The sequence below is a fragment of the Streptomyces sp. 2A115 genome (assembly GCF_052245575.1).
Lineage (GTDB): Bacteria > Actinomycetota > Actinomycetes > Streptomycetales > Streptomycetaceae > Streptomyces.
Genome location: NZ_JBQQCG010000004.1, coordinates 193780 through 209057 on the forward strand (window position 1 = coordinate 193780; position 15278 = coordinate 209057).

General features: G+C 70.2%; 11 protein-coding genes. 10 read left to right on the forward strand and 1 reads right to left on the reverse strand.

The features are described 5' to 3' along the window. The first annotated feature begins 2 nt into the window (after window positions 1-2). The 7 genes from ACTWQR_RS05485 to ACTWQR_RS05515 all read left to right on the forward strand — a co-directional run bounded on the left by ACTWQR_RS05485 (window position 3) and on the right by ACTWQR_RS05515 (window position 9830). Window positions 3-983, forward strand: coding sequence for a hydroxyacid dehydrogenase (locus tag ACTWQR_RS05485; RefSeq protein ID WP_443225860.1), 981 nt, complete (start codon window positions 3-5; stop codon window positions 981-983). A 57-nt stretch (window positions 984-1040) separates the two neighbouring features. Next, complete coding sequence (locus tag ACTWQR_RS05490) at window positions 1041-3002, forward strand: DUF2264 domain-containing protein (protein ID WP_443225742.1); 1962 nt, start codon at window positions 1041-1043, stop codon at window positions 3000-3002. Window positions 3003-3508: 506 nt separating this feature from the next. Continuing rightward, on the forward strand, window positions 3509-4855 hold the full coding sequence (locus ACTWQR_RS05495) for a nucleotide sugar dehydrogenase (protein WP_443225743.1): 1347 nt from the start codon (window positions 3509-3511) through the stop codon (window positions 4853-4855). Between the two features lie 190 nt (window positions 4856-5045). Continuing rightward, window positions 5046-6677, forward strand: a complete 1632-nt coding sequence (locus ACTWQR_RS05500) for a glycosyltransferase family 2 protein (protein WP_443225744.1) — start codon at window positions 5046-5048, stop codon at window positions 6675-6677. Then, window positions 6677-6799 (forward strand): hypothetical protein, encoded by a 123-nt coding sequence (locus ACTWQR_RS05505; RefSeq protein ID WP_443225745.1) that lies wholly within the window; start codon window positions 6677-6679, stop codon window positions 6797-6799. The genes ACTWQR_RS05500 and ACTWQR_RS05505 overlap by 1 nt, the downstream gene beginning before the upstream one ends. Further along, window positions 6796-8976 (forward strand): polysaccharide deacetylase family protein, encoded by a 2181-nt coding sequence (locus ACTWQR_RS05510; protein WP_443225746.1) that lies wholly within the window; start codon window positions 6796-6798, stop codon window positions 8974-8976. Before ACTWQR_RS05505 ends, ACTWQR_RS05510 begins: the two co-directional genes overlap by 4 nt. Then, entirely contained in the window at window positions 8973-9830 is an 858-nt protein-coding gene (locus ACTWQR_RS05515) for a hypothetical protein (protein WP_443225747.1), read from the forward strand. Before ACTWQR_RS05510 ends, ACTWQR_RS05515 begins: the two co-directional genes overlap by 4 nt. Window positions 9831-9918: 88 nt before the next feature. On the opposite strand, the gene ACTWQR_RS05520 is transcribed toward ACTWQR_RS05515, so the two are convergent. Continuing rightward, complete coding sequence (locus tag ACTWQR_RS05520) at window positions 9919-11160, reverse strand: FAD-dependent oxidoreductase (protein WP_443225748.1); 1242 nt, start codon at window positions 11158-11160, stop codon at window positions 9919-9921. A 129-nt stretch (window positions 11161-11289) separates the two neighbouring features. Here ACTWQR_RS05520 and ACTWQR_RS05525 point away from each other — a divergent pair, with 129 nt between their 5' ends. From ACTWQR_RS05525 to ACTWQR_RS05535, 3 genes are read left to right on the forward strand one after another with little or no spacing between them, the layout of a single operon-like run. Beyond that, window positions 11290-12717, forward strand: coding sequence for a sugar transferase (locus ACTWQR_RS05525; protein WP_443225749.1), 1428 nt, complete (start codon window positions 11290-11292; stop codon window positions 12715-12717). A gap of 53 nt (window positions 12718-12770) precedes the next feature. Next, window positions 12771-14114, forward strand: coding sequence for a carboxylate--amine ligase (locus tag ACTWQR_RS05530; protein ID WP_443225750.1), 1344 nt, complete (start codon window positions 12771-12773; stop codon window positions 14112-14114). After that, the gene (locus ACTWQR_RS05535) at window positions 14111-15277 is read left to right on the forward strand and encodes a glycosyltransferase (RefSeq protein ID WP_443225751.1); all 1167 of its coding nucleotides are present in this window, start codon (window positions 14111-14113) and stop codon (window positions 15275-15277) included. The genes ACTWQR_RS05530 and ACTWQR_RS05535 overlap by 4 nt, the downstream gene beginning before the upstream one ends. Window position 15278: the final 1 nt, after the last annotated feature.

Genomic DNA, 15278 nt, shown 5'->3' on the forward strand with positions numbered 1-15278 from the left:
CCATGGCGCACAGGACCGCGCGACAGGTCCTCGACACGGACGTACGGGCCCGGCTGGCCGCCCTCACCGACATCGACCCGCAGCTCGTTTTGGACGACCTCACCACCCCCGCCGCACACCACGCGCTCGCCGACGCCGAGTTGCTCGTCACCGGCTGGGGCTGCCCGCCCATCGACGCGGCGGTACTGAACGCCGCGCCCCGGCTGCGCGCCGTCGTGCACACCGCCGGGACCGTACGCCATCACATCACCGCCGCGTGCTGGGAGCGCGGCCTCACGGTGTCCTCCGCCGCCGCGGCCAATGCCGTGCCGGTCGCCGAGTACACCCTCGCCATGATCCTGCTCGCCAACAAACGCGTCCTCGACACCGCCCGCGTCTACCGCACCGAGCGCCGCCGCATCGACTGGAACGAACACCACCCCGACGCGGGCAACTACCGCAGAACCGTGGGCATCCTGAGCGCCTCGGCCATCGGACGCCGCGTCATCGACCTGCTCCGCCCGCACGACCTGACCGTGCTGCTCCACGACCCCTACGTCACCGACGCCGAGGCACGCGAACTCGGGGCACACCCGGTCTCCCTGCCCGAGCTGTTCGCGGTCAGCGACACCGTCAGCGTGCACACACCGCTGCTGCCCGAGACCCGCGGTCTGGTCAGCCGCGAGCTCCTGGCGCGGCTGCGCACCGGCGGAACGCTGATCAACACCGCGCGCGGCGCCGTCGTCGACCAGGACGCCCTCACCGACGAGGCGGTGTCCGGGCGGCTCCACGCGATCCTGGACGTCACCGAGCCGGAGGTGCTGCCCGCCGACTCACCGCTGTGGGACTGCCCGGGCGTCCTCATCACCCCGCACATCGCCGGCTCGAAGGGCGGAGAGCTGCGCCGCCTCGCCGACCTGGCGCTGGCCGAGGTCGAGTCGTACACCCTTGGCCGCCCCTTCGCCCACCCCGTACGGCCCGAACACCTGGCCCGCCTCGCCTGACCCCCGCAGCAACCTGAAGGACACCGCCCCAACCCAACAGGAGACGTGGCCCCTCCCATGACCGAACACTCTTCGCCCACGCCCCCCGAGGAAGACCGCACCCTCAGCCCCCACACCGGCTACACCCGGGCCCACTGGGAAGCCGCCGCGGACCGGCTGCTGGCCGCCGCACTCCGCTACGCCACCCCCGGGCACGCCCTGATCGACCTGCCCGGCCCGCCCTCGAAGTCGGGGGTGCGCTCCGACGGTCTGGAAGGGTTCGCCCGTACGTTCCTGCTCGCCGCGTTCCGCACCGCCGGAGCGTCCGGCAAGGACCCGCACGGCTTCCTGGAGCGCTACACCGCCGGCCTCGCGCGCGGCACCCGTACCCCGGGCCAGGTCGACGCCGAGTCGTGGCCGGAGATCGACCACCACGGCATCAACGGCCAGCCCATGGTGGAGTCCGCCTCCGTGGCGCTCGCCCTGCGGCTGACCGCGCCCTGGACCTGGGACACGCTTCCGGCCGCCGACCAGGACCGCGTCGAGCAGTGGCTGCGCGGCGCGCTGAGGCACATGCCCGCCCCCAACAACTGGTACCTCTTCCCCCTGACGGTCGCGGGTTTCCTGGAGTCGGTCGGGCGCGGCGACACCGAGACCCGCGGCGCGATCGAGCGCGGGCTCGGCCTGCTGGACGGCTGGTACCAGGGCCAGGGCTGGTACTCCGACGGCGACGGCCGGTCCTTCGACCACTACAACGGCTGGGCACTCCACTTCTACCCGCTGCTGCACGCCCACCTCGCGGGCGACCAGACGTTGCTCGACCAACTCGGCCCACGGCTACGGGAGTTCCTGGACGGCTTCGCGCTGCTCTTCGACGCGAACGGTGCCCCCATCCACCATGGACGCTCCCTGACGTACCGCTTCGCCGCCGGCACCGCCGTGGCACTCGGCGCCCTCACCGGTGAGACACCCCTCTCCCCCGGCGCCACCCGCCGCGTCCTCAGCGGGGCGCTGCGCCACTTCCTCGACCGCGGTGCGCTGACCACGGACGGTGTCCTGAGCCTCGGCTGGTACGGCCCGCACGAGGCGACCCTCCAGCGCTACTCCGGGCCCGGCTCCCCGTACTGGGCCTCCAAGGGTTTCCTCTCGCTGCTGATCCCGCCCGAGGACGCGGTGTGGACGGCCACCGAGGAGAACGCGCCCTCCGAGGGTCGCGACCGCGTCCTCGCCCTGCCCGCTCCCGGACTGCTCATCCAGACCACGGGCGGGGACGGCCTGGCGCGCCTGCACAACCACGGCAGTTACAAGCTCGACTCCCGGGAGCCGGAGCGCGCCCCCGCCAACCCGCTCTACGCCCGGCTCGCGTACTCCACGCGCACCGGCCCGACCAGCGCCGCCAACGCCCCCGACAACCACATCGCGCTGACGGCCCGCGGCACGCGCAGCGCCCGTGTACGCATCCACCCGCTCGCCGCCGGACCCGACTGGCTCGCCTCATGGCACCGGCCGGTCTTCCCCGAGGGCGGGCCCGTCCTTCCCTCGGCCCGGATCGAGAGCCTGACACTGGCCCGTGGCAGGCTCGAACTGCGCGTGCACCGTACGGTCGGCGTACCGGTGGGGACGCCGGTCCACCACAGCGGCTGGGCCGTCGCCCTGTCGCCGGGTACCGCGCCCGAGGTCGAACAGGCCGCGGAGGTACGGCTCCACGGGCCGGAGGTGACAAGTCAACTGCTCGGTCTGCACGGCTGGGAGACGCGGCGCACCGTCCGCGCACCGCAGGGCACGGCGTACGGACCCTGGGCGCTCCTTCCGGAACTCACCGGCACCGTAGGGGCGGCTGCGGCGCAGACGGTGTTCGTCGCGTTGGCCTCCCTCACCGGGGAACCCGGCGCGGCCCCGCTCGCCGGGCAGGCCACCGTCGAGGTGAACGGCCTCGCCGTCACCGTCCGCTGGGCCGACGGGGCGCGTACGGTCGTCGACTTCGGTGCGGGCGGTACGGACGGTACGGACGGCCCCTCGGTCATCGAGGAGCCGTCGTGACAAGCGGGACAGGCGTTACTGAGGGCGACTGAGGCGACTGTGGTGACGCCGCCGCTGGGGCTGGGTTCCGTCACCCTGCGGCACCTCGACGTGGCCGGATCGAGAATCGCCAGAAGCACCTGCCGTTGCCGTCATACCTGCACTTGACGGCACCGCGAACTGGGCGAAAGATGTACGTATACAACGTAAATATGGCTTCTCGCCAAATGTAGCCCATGCGGATACCCCGTACGCAGCCGACCAGGCTGAGCGCCGCGATGGCCGACCGATAAAGGCCTCCGGCCCCGCTGATTCGTCACGCCTGGCCTCCCGGGGCGGATCGCCCATCGCGCGGCGTCCACCTATTGCCCCTCTAAGCACCTATGGGCAATAGGGGCAAATGCGAAGCAAATATACATTGTAAGGATACGTCTGGTCGCTCTCCAGGTCGGGTAGGGCCCCACCCCTCCCGATCTTGAGCACCGGAACCAGGCTTCCCCCTCCGCACTTCCGTCCACGGAGCACCGATGACCGTCCTTCCTGTCCGGCAGCGCGCCCAGCAGATCCTTGCCGGCGCCCATGAGTACGAGTCCGCGCAAGTCGACCATGCCGCGTCAGCCGTCGCTGTCATCGGCCTCGGATACGTCGGCCTGCCCACGAGCCTGGCCCTGCTCGCAGCGGACAACGAGGTCATCGGCATCGACGTCAGCGAGAGCCGGCTGGATGCCATCCGCCGCCGCGAGGTGGACCTGACACCCACCGACCACCAGCGCCTTGCCACGTACGTGGACGACCCGCGCTTCACCGTCACGTCGGACCCCGCCGCGACAGTCCGGGCGCGCACCGTCGTGATCTGTGTGCCGACCCCGATCGACCGCCACTTCGTGCCCGACCTTCGCGCACTCTCCGCGGCCTGCGCCTCGGTGGTCGAGCACGCCGTGCCCGGCCAGCTGCTGATGCTCACCTCCACGACCTACGTGGGCGCCACCCGCGATCTGCTGGTGGAGCCGCTGACCAAGCGCGGATTCCGGGTCGGCAGCGATGTGTTCGTGGCCTTCTCGCCGGAGCGCATCGACCCGGGACTTGTCAATGACCACCCGCATGTCTCCCATGACGGCACGCCGCGCGTGGTCGGCGGCACGGGTGAGCTGAGCACCGGCCTGGCCGCGGCCGTTCTGCGACGGACCGCGCCCGCCGTACACATGGTCTCCTCGGCCGAGGAGGCCGAGATGGCCAAACTGTGGGAGAACACGTACCGGGCCGTCAACCTCGCGCTGGCCAACGAGTTCGCCGAGGACTGCCGGGCGCTCGGCCTGCAACCACTGCCGATCATCGAGGCTTGCGCGACCAAGCCCTACGGGTTCGTGGCGCACTATCCCGGACCCGGCGTGGGCGGCCACTGCATCCCCTGCGATCCGCACTACCTGCTCTGGCAGTTGCGGGCGCTGCGCGTCACCTCTCCGCTCGTCGAAACGGCCATGTCCGCGATCGCGGCCCGGCCCCGGCACGTGGTGCGGCGAGTGCACGACATCCTCGCCGACCGGGGCACCGGCACCTCGGGCGCCCGGATCCTGGTGGTGGGCGTCTCGTACAAGCCGGGCGTCGCTGACCTGCGCGAGTCACCTGCCCTGGAGATCCTCGGGGAACTGGCCGAGGAAGGCGCCGAGGTGCACTTCACGGACCCGCTGATCCACACACTCGAGCTCGGCACCAAGACGCTCGCCGGCGTCGCCGAGCCGGAGGCGGAGAAGTGGGATCTGGTCGTGGTGCACACGGTGCAGCCGGGCGCCGAACTGGAATGGCTCGCCGATCAGCCGGCCGTGCTGGACGCCACCTACCGACTCGGCCCGCTGGGAACCAAGGCGGTCCCGTGAGTGCCCCGAGTCAACCTATGTGCCGCCGGGGTCGCCTCAGCGGTCGTGTTGACCTTGCTGTCGGCTTGGGGCGTGGCCGGGTCGTAGCAGGCTCCGTCGCGCCGGCAGGCCCAGACCACGCGCAGCTTCTCGCGGGCCTGGGCCTCGGTGCAGATCCAGAAAAGAGGGCCGTGGAAGGGATGATCCCCCCATGAGCGCCGCGTACGTCGGCCGCAAGCATCCCGGTGCGGGGGCCGCGTCGGCCCCGCAGCGGCTGGGGGCAGACACGTTGCAGCCCCCAGGCCCGCTGCCGGAGCGGACCGCTCCGGGCCAGGGGGGCGTCCTCACCCAGCCGAAGCCAACGCCGACGCCGACGCCGAAACCGAAGCCGAAGCCGCCGCCACTGCCACCGCTTCGCTCGGCGCGGCCGCAGCGGCACGGGGTGGTACGCCGCTGGCTGGACCGGATGGACCCGGACGTCCGCTACGACGCGCGGCGTGTGCTGACCCTGATCTGCCTGCTGCCGCTGCTGCTGATCCTGGCTCGGGGGGGTTACGCACTGCTGCGGGATCCGCTGCTGCTGAGCTACGGCTTCACCGTCCTGCTCGGCACCATCACCATGTTCTATCTCGCCTACACCCGCTACGACGACCCGTCGGAACGCCCTTTGCGCAAGCGGTCGAAGGATCGCGAGAGCTTTCCCGCACTGCCCGCCACACCGAAGGTGAGCTTCCTGCTCGCGGTCAAGGACGAGGTGGAGTGCATCGAGAACTGTGTGCGCTCCATGGCCACCAGCGATTACCCGGACCTCCAGGTCATCGTGGTCGACGACCTGTCCGAGGACGGCACCCAGGACGTGCTGCGGCGGCTGGAGGCGGAGCTCGAGATCAAGGTGATCTATCTGACGAAGAACCTCGGCAAGAAGGGCGCCCTGGTCCGCGCCTGCGAGGAGGCCGACGGCGACATCATCGCCATGACCGACTCCGACTGCTTCCTGGCCCCGGACGCCCTCGGCCGCTGCGTACGAGCACTCGTCACCCACCGGGAGATGGGTGCGGTGAGCGGCCACGCCCGCGCGCTCAACGCGGACTTCAGTTTCTGGACGAAGGCGCAGGATGTCTGGTTCGAGGGCCAGTTCCGGGTGGCGAAGGCGACCGAGGCCACCTTCGGGACCGTTACCTGCGTATCCGGCCCCTTGGCGGTGTTCCGGCGCGATGCCATCTTCAACTACCTTCCCGCCTGGGCCAACGACCACTTCATGGGCGCGCCCTTCCGTTTCTCCACCGACCGCCAGCTCACCGGTTACGTGCTCGGCCAGATTTGGAAGGGCCCCTCGCTCAAGGCCCAGTACGCGGACTCGCCGTTCGTCACCGAGCGGGACTACCCAGAGCGCAGGTGGCGGGTCGGCTACGTCTACTCGGCCAAGGTGTGGACCAACGCCCCGCCCCGCTTCCGGCCCCTCATGAAGCAGCAGATCCGCTGGAAGAAGAGCTTCATCCGCAACCTGTGCTTCACCGGCACCTTCATGTGGCACATGGGCCTGGGGCCGGCCACCCTCTACTACGGCCACGTCCTGTGGGTGACCGCCGCACCTCTCATGGCGTTCCGGCACATGATCTGGGCGCCGGTGCACGGGGCGGGCTTCCTCACCTTGCTCTATCTGTGCGGAATCATCCTCAAGGGCTGCGCCTACGGCCTCGCCTTCCTGATCGACAACCCTGGCGACACCCGCTGGATCTACCGGCCGGTGATGGGCCTGCTCTCGACCTTGCTGCTGGCCTGGATGCTGCCGTACTCCTTCGCCACCATCCGGCGAGGGGTCTGGTCGAGGAGTGCTACCTGATGAACAAACCACACATGGTCGACCTGCGCGCGGTCCGACGCCTGCTCGGCCTCTTGCTGGCACTCGCCGTGGTGGGCTTCCTGTACGCGATGGTGCTCACCCGAGGAGGCATTCTGCCGTGACCTCGACCGCACCCCCGTCGAAGCGGAAACCCCTGCTCGACGACCTCCGGAGCCGGACACGGCGAAGCGTCCGCGTTCTCACCCACTGGTGGCTCCGCGGCGGCCTGATCCTGCTTGCTCTGGTCGTACTCATGGTGCCGTTCTACACGGCCACGGAGTACTACCTGGACCAGAAGTACATGAGCAAGCAGAAGGAACCGCCTGCGACCGAGGTCGACGCCACCACCGCCGCGGCAGCGGAGCGAACGGCCAAGGAGCTGCCGGCCGCCACGGCCCCCGTCGTGCTGACCTACCACGACATCGATGACGACAGCACCAGCGAGTACGCGGTCACCCCCGCCGCCTTCGATGCCCAGTTGGCCGCGCTGGAGAAGGCGGGATACCGCAGCCTGACCAGCGAAGAGTTCGCCAACTACCTCAAGGGCGGCCCCGCCCCGCCGCGGTCGGTCTTCCTCACCTTCGACGACGGGCCGAAGGGCCTGTGGGTCAACGCCGACCACATCCTGGCCCGCCATCGCATGCACGGCGCCGTCTTCCTGATCACCTCCAGGGTGGACGACCGCCCCTACTACCTCTCCTGGAGGGAGGTCGAGCGGATGGCCGGCTCCGGTCGGTGGGACTTCCAGGCCCACACCCACGACTTGCACAGGCGCAAGCAGACGGACGCCGCCGGACACCGCGCCTCCGCCCTCTCCCACCGCCTGTGGCTGCGGGACCGGAACCGGCTGGAGACCCGGCCGGAGTACCACGCACGCGTGACCGCCGACATCAAGTCGAACCTCGACGCGTTCAAGCGCCACGACCTGCCGAAGCCCCAGCTCTTCGGCTACCCCTACGGCGAGGCCACGGAGCACGGCGACCTGCCTCGCGGCATGACGCTGCAGGAGCTGCTGCACAAGGAGTACCTGGCCACCGTGGCCAACGAGACCCCCGACCCGCTGAAGCCGCCGGTCGCCGCCAGCCGCCGGGCCGCGGCGGAGCGCACGGTCCAGCGGCTCGAGGTGGTCCGCTCGACCACCGCCGAACAGCTGCTCGCCGACATCGCCCAGTGGACCCAGGCGCCACCCGTCGCCTCCGACCCCCTGACCGAACCCGCTCTCTGGACGAGCTCGGACGGCAGCGCCCAGCGCGGCATCGACGTCTTCACCGAGCACAGGCCCTTCCCCGGCAAGGACCAGCGACACGCCGCCGCGGACTATCGCGCCCTCGGGAGCGTGGACTGGACCGACTACCGGGTGGACGCCACCATCACCGGGCTCGGGAACCGGACCAACCAGGCCGCCGTCGCGGTGCGCAACCGCAGTAAGGACCCGGTTGTGATCAACGTCGGCCAGCGCGCGGTCACACTGAACCACGGCGGACACCAGGCGGTCGTCCGCAAACTGGCGCCGAAGAGTTCGCACACTCTGAGCGTCACCGTGCGCGGCGCCACCACCACGGCCCGGGTGGACGGCAGCACCGAACTCAGCTGGACCGCCAAGGGCATCGCCGCCGACGGCCTCACTGGGGGCTTCGGCATCCGGGTCGGCAGCGACGGGCCGGGGATCGCACCACCGGCCTTCAGCGCGCTGCATCTCTCCAGGCTGCCCCAGAAGACCCCTGCGGCCGCCGGTGTCCGGCAGGCCGTGGCCGAATCGGCGCCGCTGGCCGTCGACGCCTACTGGGCGAGCACCCCCGGGGTGCGGGCGCCGTTCGAGATCAAGGACGGTGTGATCACGCCGCTGACTCGTGGCGCCCGGTCCGTCTATGGGGCGTATCAGCCCGCCCGGACGCAGCACTGGACCGGCTACACGGTGAGCGGCAAGATCTCCAAGCTATACGATCCAAGGATGAAAGGTGCAATTCAGGTCAAGGTGGGCAGTCCACAAACGATCACCGTGCAGGTCTCCCACAGCCGGCTGGAGGTGCTCTCCGGGAACGCCGACAGCCAGATCCTGGTCGGCGCACACACTCTGAAGACAGCCGACTCGCACGAGGTGTCGGCCACGGTGACCGGCGGATCCACGGCGATCAGCGTGGACGGCAAGGTCCGGATGACGCTGCCGGCCAAGGGAGAGACCGGAGGGGTGGCCTACGCCGCGTACCGGGACACCAACCGGAGCTCCTGGCCGCGCCTGGCCGACCTCAAGGTCGCACCGGTGGCGGACCCCAAGGTCGTACCGCAGGCGGGCGAATGAACGACGAGCCCACGCGCGGGGAAACGCCCAAGCGCCGGAGGATCTACCGGCGGACACTCGTCTACGGCCTGCTGCTGGTCACCGCGGCGGTCATCGGGACCGGCACCGCCTTGTTCGTCAAGATGAACGAGGCGGAATCGCCGGAGCCGGCGACCGCGTTCGAGCCGCGCTTCGCCAAGGACGGTCTTGTCACCAACGCGTTCGCCTTCCTCCACCCGGGTAACCGCCACTCGAAGCACTCCCGTGACTGGATCACCACCAGCGGCTCCCTCTTCGCCAAGGACGGCGCGGGCTGGACGGGCGTGCCCGACGCCGAGAAAACCGGCCCCGACTCCGCACATCACACCGACTCGGCCGTCTTCCGTCTGGCCACGCGCCGGCGCGACTTCGGGCCCGTGACAGTGACGACGCGGGTTCGGCTGGAGCCGCCCATCACCACGCGGCGCACCCCCGCCCGCGACTGGGACGGCGCACACATCTGGCTGCGGTACCACAGCCCGCAGGAGCTGTACGGGATCAGCTTCCGCCGCCGCGACGGAGTGGTGGTGATCAAACGCAAGATTCCGGGCTTCGACACCGAGGACGAGGACAACGGGGGCTACGCGACCCTGGCCGAGGGCAAACACGCCATCTCCTACGGCACCTGGCACGAGGTGACGGCAAGCGCTGTCAACCTGCCCTCGGGATCAGTGCTGCTCCGACTGGACATCGACGGGAAGACAGTCCTCACGGGCAGGGACCGCGACCCTGGGCCGCTGCGCCGGCCGGGCGGAGTAGGACTGAGGGCGGACAACACCGAGGTGCTCTTCCGGGATTTCCGTGCCGCGCCGGTGCGCCCCACACCGTCGCCCTGACGACGGTGGCCCCACACCGTCATCGTCCTGATGACGGTGTGGGGCGGGCCTGCCTGTCCTGTCTCGCCTCTCGTCCTACTTCCTTCTCCTATTTCGCGTTGTCCGCAGCCAGTGAAGCGCTGATCCGACGGGCGGTGAATCCCGTGCCGCACACGAATCGCAGCAGCGGCCCGAAGGTGGGAGCGGCAGCCAGCCCCGCGAAGTACAGGCCCGGCACCGATGCCTGGAAGTCGGCGGACAGCTGAGGCGCACCGGCCAGCTGAGGCGGATCAGGGGCGCTCTTGCGCACCGCCCGGCGCAGCTCTGCGCCCAGCAGCTCCACCCTGGCGATGTCGACGAGGTATCCGGTCCCCGCGATGACATGGTCGGCGTACAGGGTCTCCACGTCTCCGCCGGGATTCCGCACGTTCAGCCGCACCCCGCCGTTCTCGCGCGCCGCCGAGTGGAGGCTACGGCCGGACAGCACCGGGACACGGCCCTGCACGCGTTCCCGGAGCCACCATGCGCCGGACGGTCCCAGGACCGTACGCAGGAGGTGGGCACGGACGCGGGCCGGCATCCGCCGGATGGCCGTGGGCCCGCGGCTGCAGACCACCAGCGGCCATCCGGTGCCCATCACGGCCTCCGGCCACAGCAGTCGAGCGTGGAGCGGACGATCCTGAGCCCAGTCGGCCTCGGGGGGAGGACCGAAGGACGGACGGGTGCGGGCGACCACGGTGGGCTGCGCTCCGGCCTCGTTCAGCAGAGCAGAGGTCTCCAGGGCCGACTGGCCGCTTCCCACCACGACGACGCGCCCGCCCGCGAACCCGGACAGGTCCGTGTGGTCCCCCGTGTGGGAGACGAGGCCGTCTTCGCGCAGTCCGGTCAACTCGCGCGGTACGTACGCGAAGGGGCTGACGCCCGTGGCGACAACGACAGTGGGAACGGTGAACTCCTCCCCGGAGTCCAACGTGACCCGGAACCGGTCGCCATGGGGGCGGTCGACGCGGCGTACCGCGGTCCGCTCCAGCTCTGGGACACAGTTCTGCTGAAACCAGAGCCCGTAGCGCACGAATTCGGACAGCGGCACCGGTTCCCGCTCGCGGCCCGGGTGGCTTCCCTCCTGGGTCCGGAATTCCCCGAGCCCGTACCCCGGAGTGGGGGCGGAGATCGACGAGGAGAACGGGGACGACTTGAGGTACATCTCGCGCGGCATGTGCGAGCGCCAGCCCTCCATGGGCTCCCCGAAGATCCGGAACGGCAGTCGACGGGCCCGTAGGTGTGCGGCGATGGAGAGCCCATAGGGGCCTGCTCCTATCACGGCGACTTTGGCATCTCCTGAAGGCTTCATGGTGTCTGGGGGACCTTCCCGGCGAAGCGGCTTCTTGACTATTGGCCCATATCGGGCGTATGTATACATACAACGTAAACGTACACGATAGGACAATCAAGAGCGGGCCAAGAGGTGAGGTAACAAGCCGTGGCCGTCGTAGAGGAAACGACCAGAGCCGGACTGGCGAAGACCGCGGGAAGGATGCGCGAGCGCCGTCGCCGCGGTTCTTCGGTCCCCGCCCTGCTCGCGGTCGACGCGCTTGCCGCGACCGTCGCCGCGGGCGGGGTGTATCTGCTCTTCCATCGCTGGTTCGTCCCCGCCGTGCTCATCCCGCTGTGGCTCCTGCCTCTGGCGTCACAACGGGTGTACGGGCCCGATGCGGACGCGGAGTGTTTCCGCCGGGTTCTGCGGGCGGCCTGCCTGGCCGCCGCCGCGGCCGGCGCCGCATGGTGGTTCGCACCGCACGACGAGCTGCTGCACGACGCGCTGATGGCGCTCGCGCTCGCCGCCGGGCTGACGCTCGGTCTGCGCCGGTACCAGCGGGCGAGAATGCGCGTCCGCGGAGACCGGGGCGGGAGCATCGACCGGGTGCTCGTGCTCGGACCCGCCGAGTCCGCCGCCGAGTTGATCGCGGCGCTGCACAGGGGGCACGAGCCCGGGCCGCAGGTCGTCGGCGTCTGCCGCACCGACCCGGCAGACGCCGACGGCCGGGCCGGCACGGGTGCCGAGGTGTCCTGCGGTGCCGTGGACCTGCTCAAGGCGGTACGGCGGACGGACTGCGACACGGTCATCGCGCTGCCGGGCCCCGAGCTGGGCGCCAAAAGACTGCGGCAGCTGTCCTGGGAGCTGCAGGCGGCGGGCGTCGGCCTGATGCTCGCGCCGGTCCTCGCCGACGTCACCGCCGGGAGACTGGCCGTGCGTCCGGTCGCGGGAGTGCCCCTGGTGCAGCTGCGCGCTCCCAGGCTTTCGGCGCTGCACCGCATCCCCAAAGAGCTGACTGACCGTCTGCTGGCCTTGCTGGGAATACTGGTGCTGGCTCCGCTGATGGTGGCCATCGCCGTATGGGTACGGCTCGACAGCTCAGGGCCCGCGTTCTTCCGGGAGCGGAGAATCGGGCGCGACGGCCGTGAATTCACTCTTCTGAAATTCCGGACGATGCACCGTGGTGCGGATCGGCGCAAGGCCGAACTCGCCCACCTCAACCGCTACGGCTGCGACCGGTTCTTCAAGCTCGCCGACGACCCGCGCGTCACCGGAGCGGGGTCGTTCCTGCGCTCGTACTCACTGGACGAGCTGCCGCAGCTGTTCAATGTGATGGCAGGCCATATGTCCCTCGTCGGCCCGAGGCCGCTGGTGAAGGACGAGGTCGCCGCCCTGAGTGAAGACGCGAGTCACCGGCTTGTGGTGAAGCCGGGTATGAGCGGGTTGTGGCAGGTCAGTGGCCGCTCCTGCCTGCCGGCCGATGAGCGGGACCGGCTCGACATGAGCTACGTCGAGAACTGGTCCCCAGCCCTGGACCTGTCCATCCTGCTGCGGACGCCGTCCGCGGTCGTGCGCCGGACCGGCGCATGCTGACGCGTGTCGCAGGCGTGACCCCGAGTCGACGACGTCGCACCGAAGGAGTCTCCATGAGCGGCCAAGTACCGGCACTGCTCGTCAAGGTCGGGCGTTTCCCCCAGCTTCACGGCGGGCTCGGGGTGGTGCGCACCCTGGGACGTATGGGGGTCCCTGCGTACGCCATGGTCGAGGACCGTTTCACCCCGGTCGCCCTCTCACGCCATCTTGCCGGCCGTTTCGTCCGCCCGACGACCGGCGGGGAGGACACCTCGGAACTGGTCTCGGCCCTCCTGCGGATCGGCCGGGAGATCGGGCGCCCCACCGTTGCCGTGGCGGAGGGCGACGAGGCCGCCGTGCTGCTGGCGGAGAACGCCGATCGCCTGGCCGAATGGTTTGTGCTGCCCCCCGTGCCGCCCGCGCTGCCCCGCAGGGTGGCCAGCAAGGAGGGACTGCACCGGATCTGCCAGGAGCACGGGGTGCCCACTCCCCGGACCCGATCGCCGGTCGACCGCGCCGAACTGGTCGCGGTGAGTCGCGAATGGGGCTTTCCGGTGGTTCTGAAGGACAAGGAGCCGTTCACCAAGTTGAACGACTCCGCCATGGGGCACACCACAGTCGTTCACGACGAGGCTGAGCTGCTCGCCCGGTGCGGGGTGGCCGAGTCTCCCTCCGTCATCGTGCAGGAGTACATCCCTCTCGAACTTGCCGAGGAATGGTTCACTCACCTCTACTGCAGCGCGGGAGGCATACCCCGGCTCGTCTTCACGGGGCACAAGCTCCGCTCCTGGCCACCCGGGACAGGCCTCACCACCCGGGCGCGGGCCCGTACCAACACCACCCTCACGGCGCTGGCCGCCGAGTTGTGCCGTGCGATCGGCTACTGCGGGATCGCCGACCTCGACTGGCGGTTCGACCGGCGCGACGGCCGCTACAAGCTGGTGGACTTCAACCCTCGGTTCGGACAGCAGTTCCGTCTCTTCAGCACCGCGCGGGAACTGGACGTGGTCCGCGCGATGTACCTGGACCTGACAGGTCAGCAGATTCCGGACGGTTCACAGGTCCACGGCCGGGGCTTCATCGTGGGCAATCTGGACGCGGTGTCGGCCACTGTGACCGCCTGGCGTGAACGCCGGCTCCCGGCGGCGCTGCCGCGGCGGAACCTCGAACGGGCCTGGCTGAGCCGGGACGATCTCGTGCCCGCGGTTGCCGAGGCGGTGCGCTTCAGCGGCATCGTGGCACGGCGACTCACGAAACCGGTGCGCGCCATGGTCGGTTCGGACAAGGGCGGTCCGGACGAGGGGGTTCCGGACGAGGGCGTTCCGGACACGGGCGTTCCAGACGAGGGTGCGCTGCCGCACGACACCGTCTCGGCTCCCGGAGGTCCACTTCTGTCGCAGAAGGGCACAGCGCCGTGAGGCGGACCGTCCTGCACATCGCGCAGTCGAGCGAGGCAGGCGTCGCCCGAGTGGTCACGGACCTGGCCGCCGGACAGTGCGCGAAAGGCGACCGGGTGATCGTGGCGTGTCCGATCGCCGGCACCCTGTCGTGGACAGCCGCGCGGCGCGGGGCCCAAGTAGTGCGGTGGGACGCCGTACGCTCTCCCGGCCCGGCGCTCCCGCGTGAGGTTGCCGGCGTGCGGCGCATTGTGGACATGGTGCGTCCGGATATGGTGCACCTGCACAGTGCGAAGGCGGGACTGGCAGGCCGTCTGGCGATACGCGGGCGCCTTCCCACCGTCTATCAGCCGCACGCATGGTCGTTCGATGCCGTGTCCGCAGCCCTGCGGACTGCCGCCGTGCAGTGGGAGAGGGCGGGAGCGCGATGGGCGCACCAGGTGGTGTGCGTCAGCGAGGGCGAGCGTGCCCGCGGGGTGGCCGCCGGCATCCGGTCCCGGTACACCGTTGTACGCAACGGGGTGGACCTCGACTGCTTCAACCCACCGGAAGCCTCTTCGCGTGAAGCCGCGCGGTACCGGCTCGGCGTCTGCGTCACCGGACCACTGGCCGTGTGCGTGGGGCGTCTTTGCCGTCAGAAGGGCCAGGACGTACTGCTCTACGCCTGGGCAGAGATCGAGGACCGGATACCGGAGGCGCGGCTGGTCCTGGTCGGGGGCGGGCCGGACCGTTCGGTCCTGGCAGCAGGGGCATCCCCGAGCGTCAGGTTCACCGGAGCCGTCGTCGACCCTCGCGACTGGTATCTCGCGGCTGATCTCGTGGTTCTGGCCTCTCGCTGGGAAGCGGGAATGGCGCTCGCCCCTATGGAAGCCATGGCCTGCTCCCGCCCCGTCGTCGTCACCGACGTGCCGGGAGTGCGGGAATTCCTCCCGCCCCGTCATGTGCCGTTCGCCGTCGTGCCGCTGGAGGAACCGGGTGTGCTCGCAGCCGCGGTGGCACGCCTGCTGGCCGATCCGGCGACCAGCCGTGCACTCGGCGAGGAGGCGCAGGCACACATCCGCCGCCACTACGACGTGCGGCAGGTCGTCGAGCGCATGTACACCGTGTACGACGATGCCCGCCGGGTCTGGGCCGCGAACCTTCACGGCGTGGACCGTACGACGGCCGACGCGCGGGTTCCCTGAA

Coding starts and splice junctions, on each gene's coding strand:
- ACTWQR_RS05485 (WP_443225860.1), top strand. CDS start 3: ATGGCGCACAGGACCGCGCGACAGGTCCTCGACACGGACGTACGGGCC.
- ACTWQR_RS05490 (WP_443225742.1), top strand. CDS start 1,041: ATGACCGAACACTCTTCGCCCACGCCCCCCGAGGAAGACCGCACCCTC.
- ACTWQR_RS05495 (WP_443225743.1), top strand. CDS start 3,509: ATGACCGTCCTTCCTGTCCGGCAGCGCGCCCAGCAGATCCTTGCCGGC.
- ACTWQR_RS05500 (WP_443225744.1), top strand. CDS start 5,046: ATGAGCGCCGCGTACGTCGGCCGCAAGCATCCCGGTGCGGGGGCCGCG.
- ACTWQR_RS05505 (WP_443225745.1), top strand. CDS start 6,677: ATGAACAAACCACACATGGTCGACCTGCGCGCGGTCCGACGCCTGCTC.
- ACTWQR_RS05515 (WP_443225747.1), top strand. CDS start 8,973: ATGAACGACGAGCCCACGCGCGGGGAAACGCCCAAGCGCCGGAGGATC.
- ACTWQR_RS05520 (WP_443225748.1), bottom strand. CDS start 11,160: ATGAAGCCTTCAGGAGATGCCAAAGTCGCCGTGATAGGAGCAGGCCCC.
- ACTWQR_RS05530 (WP_443225750.1), top strand. CDS start 12,771: ATGAGCGGCCAAGTACCGGCACTGCTCGTCAAGGTCGGGCGTTTCCCC.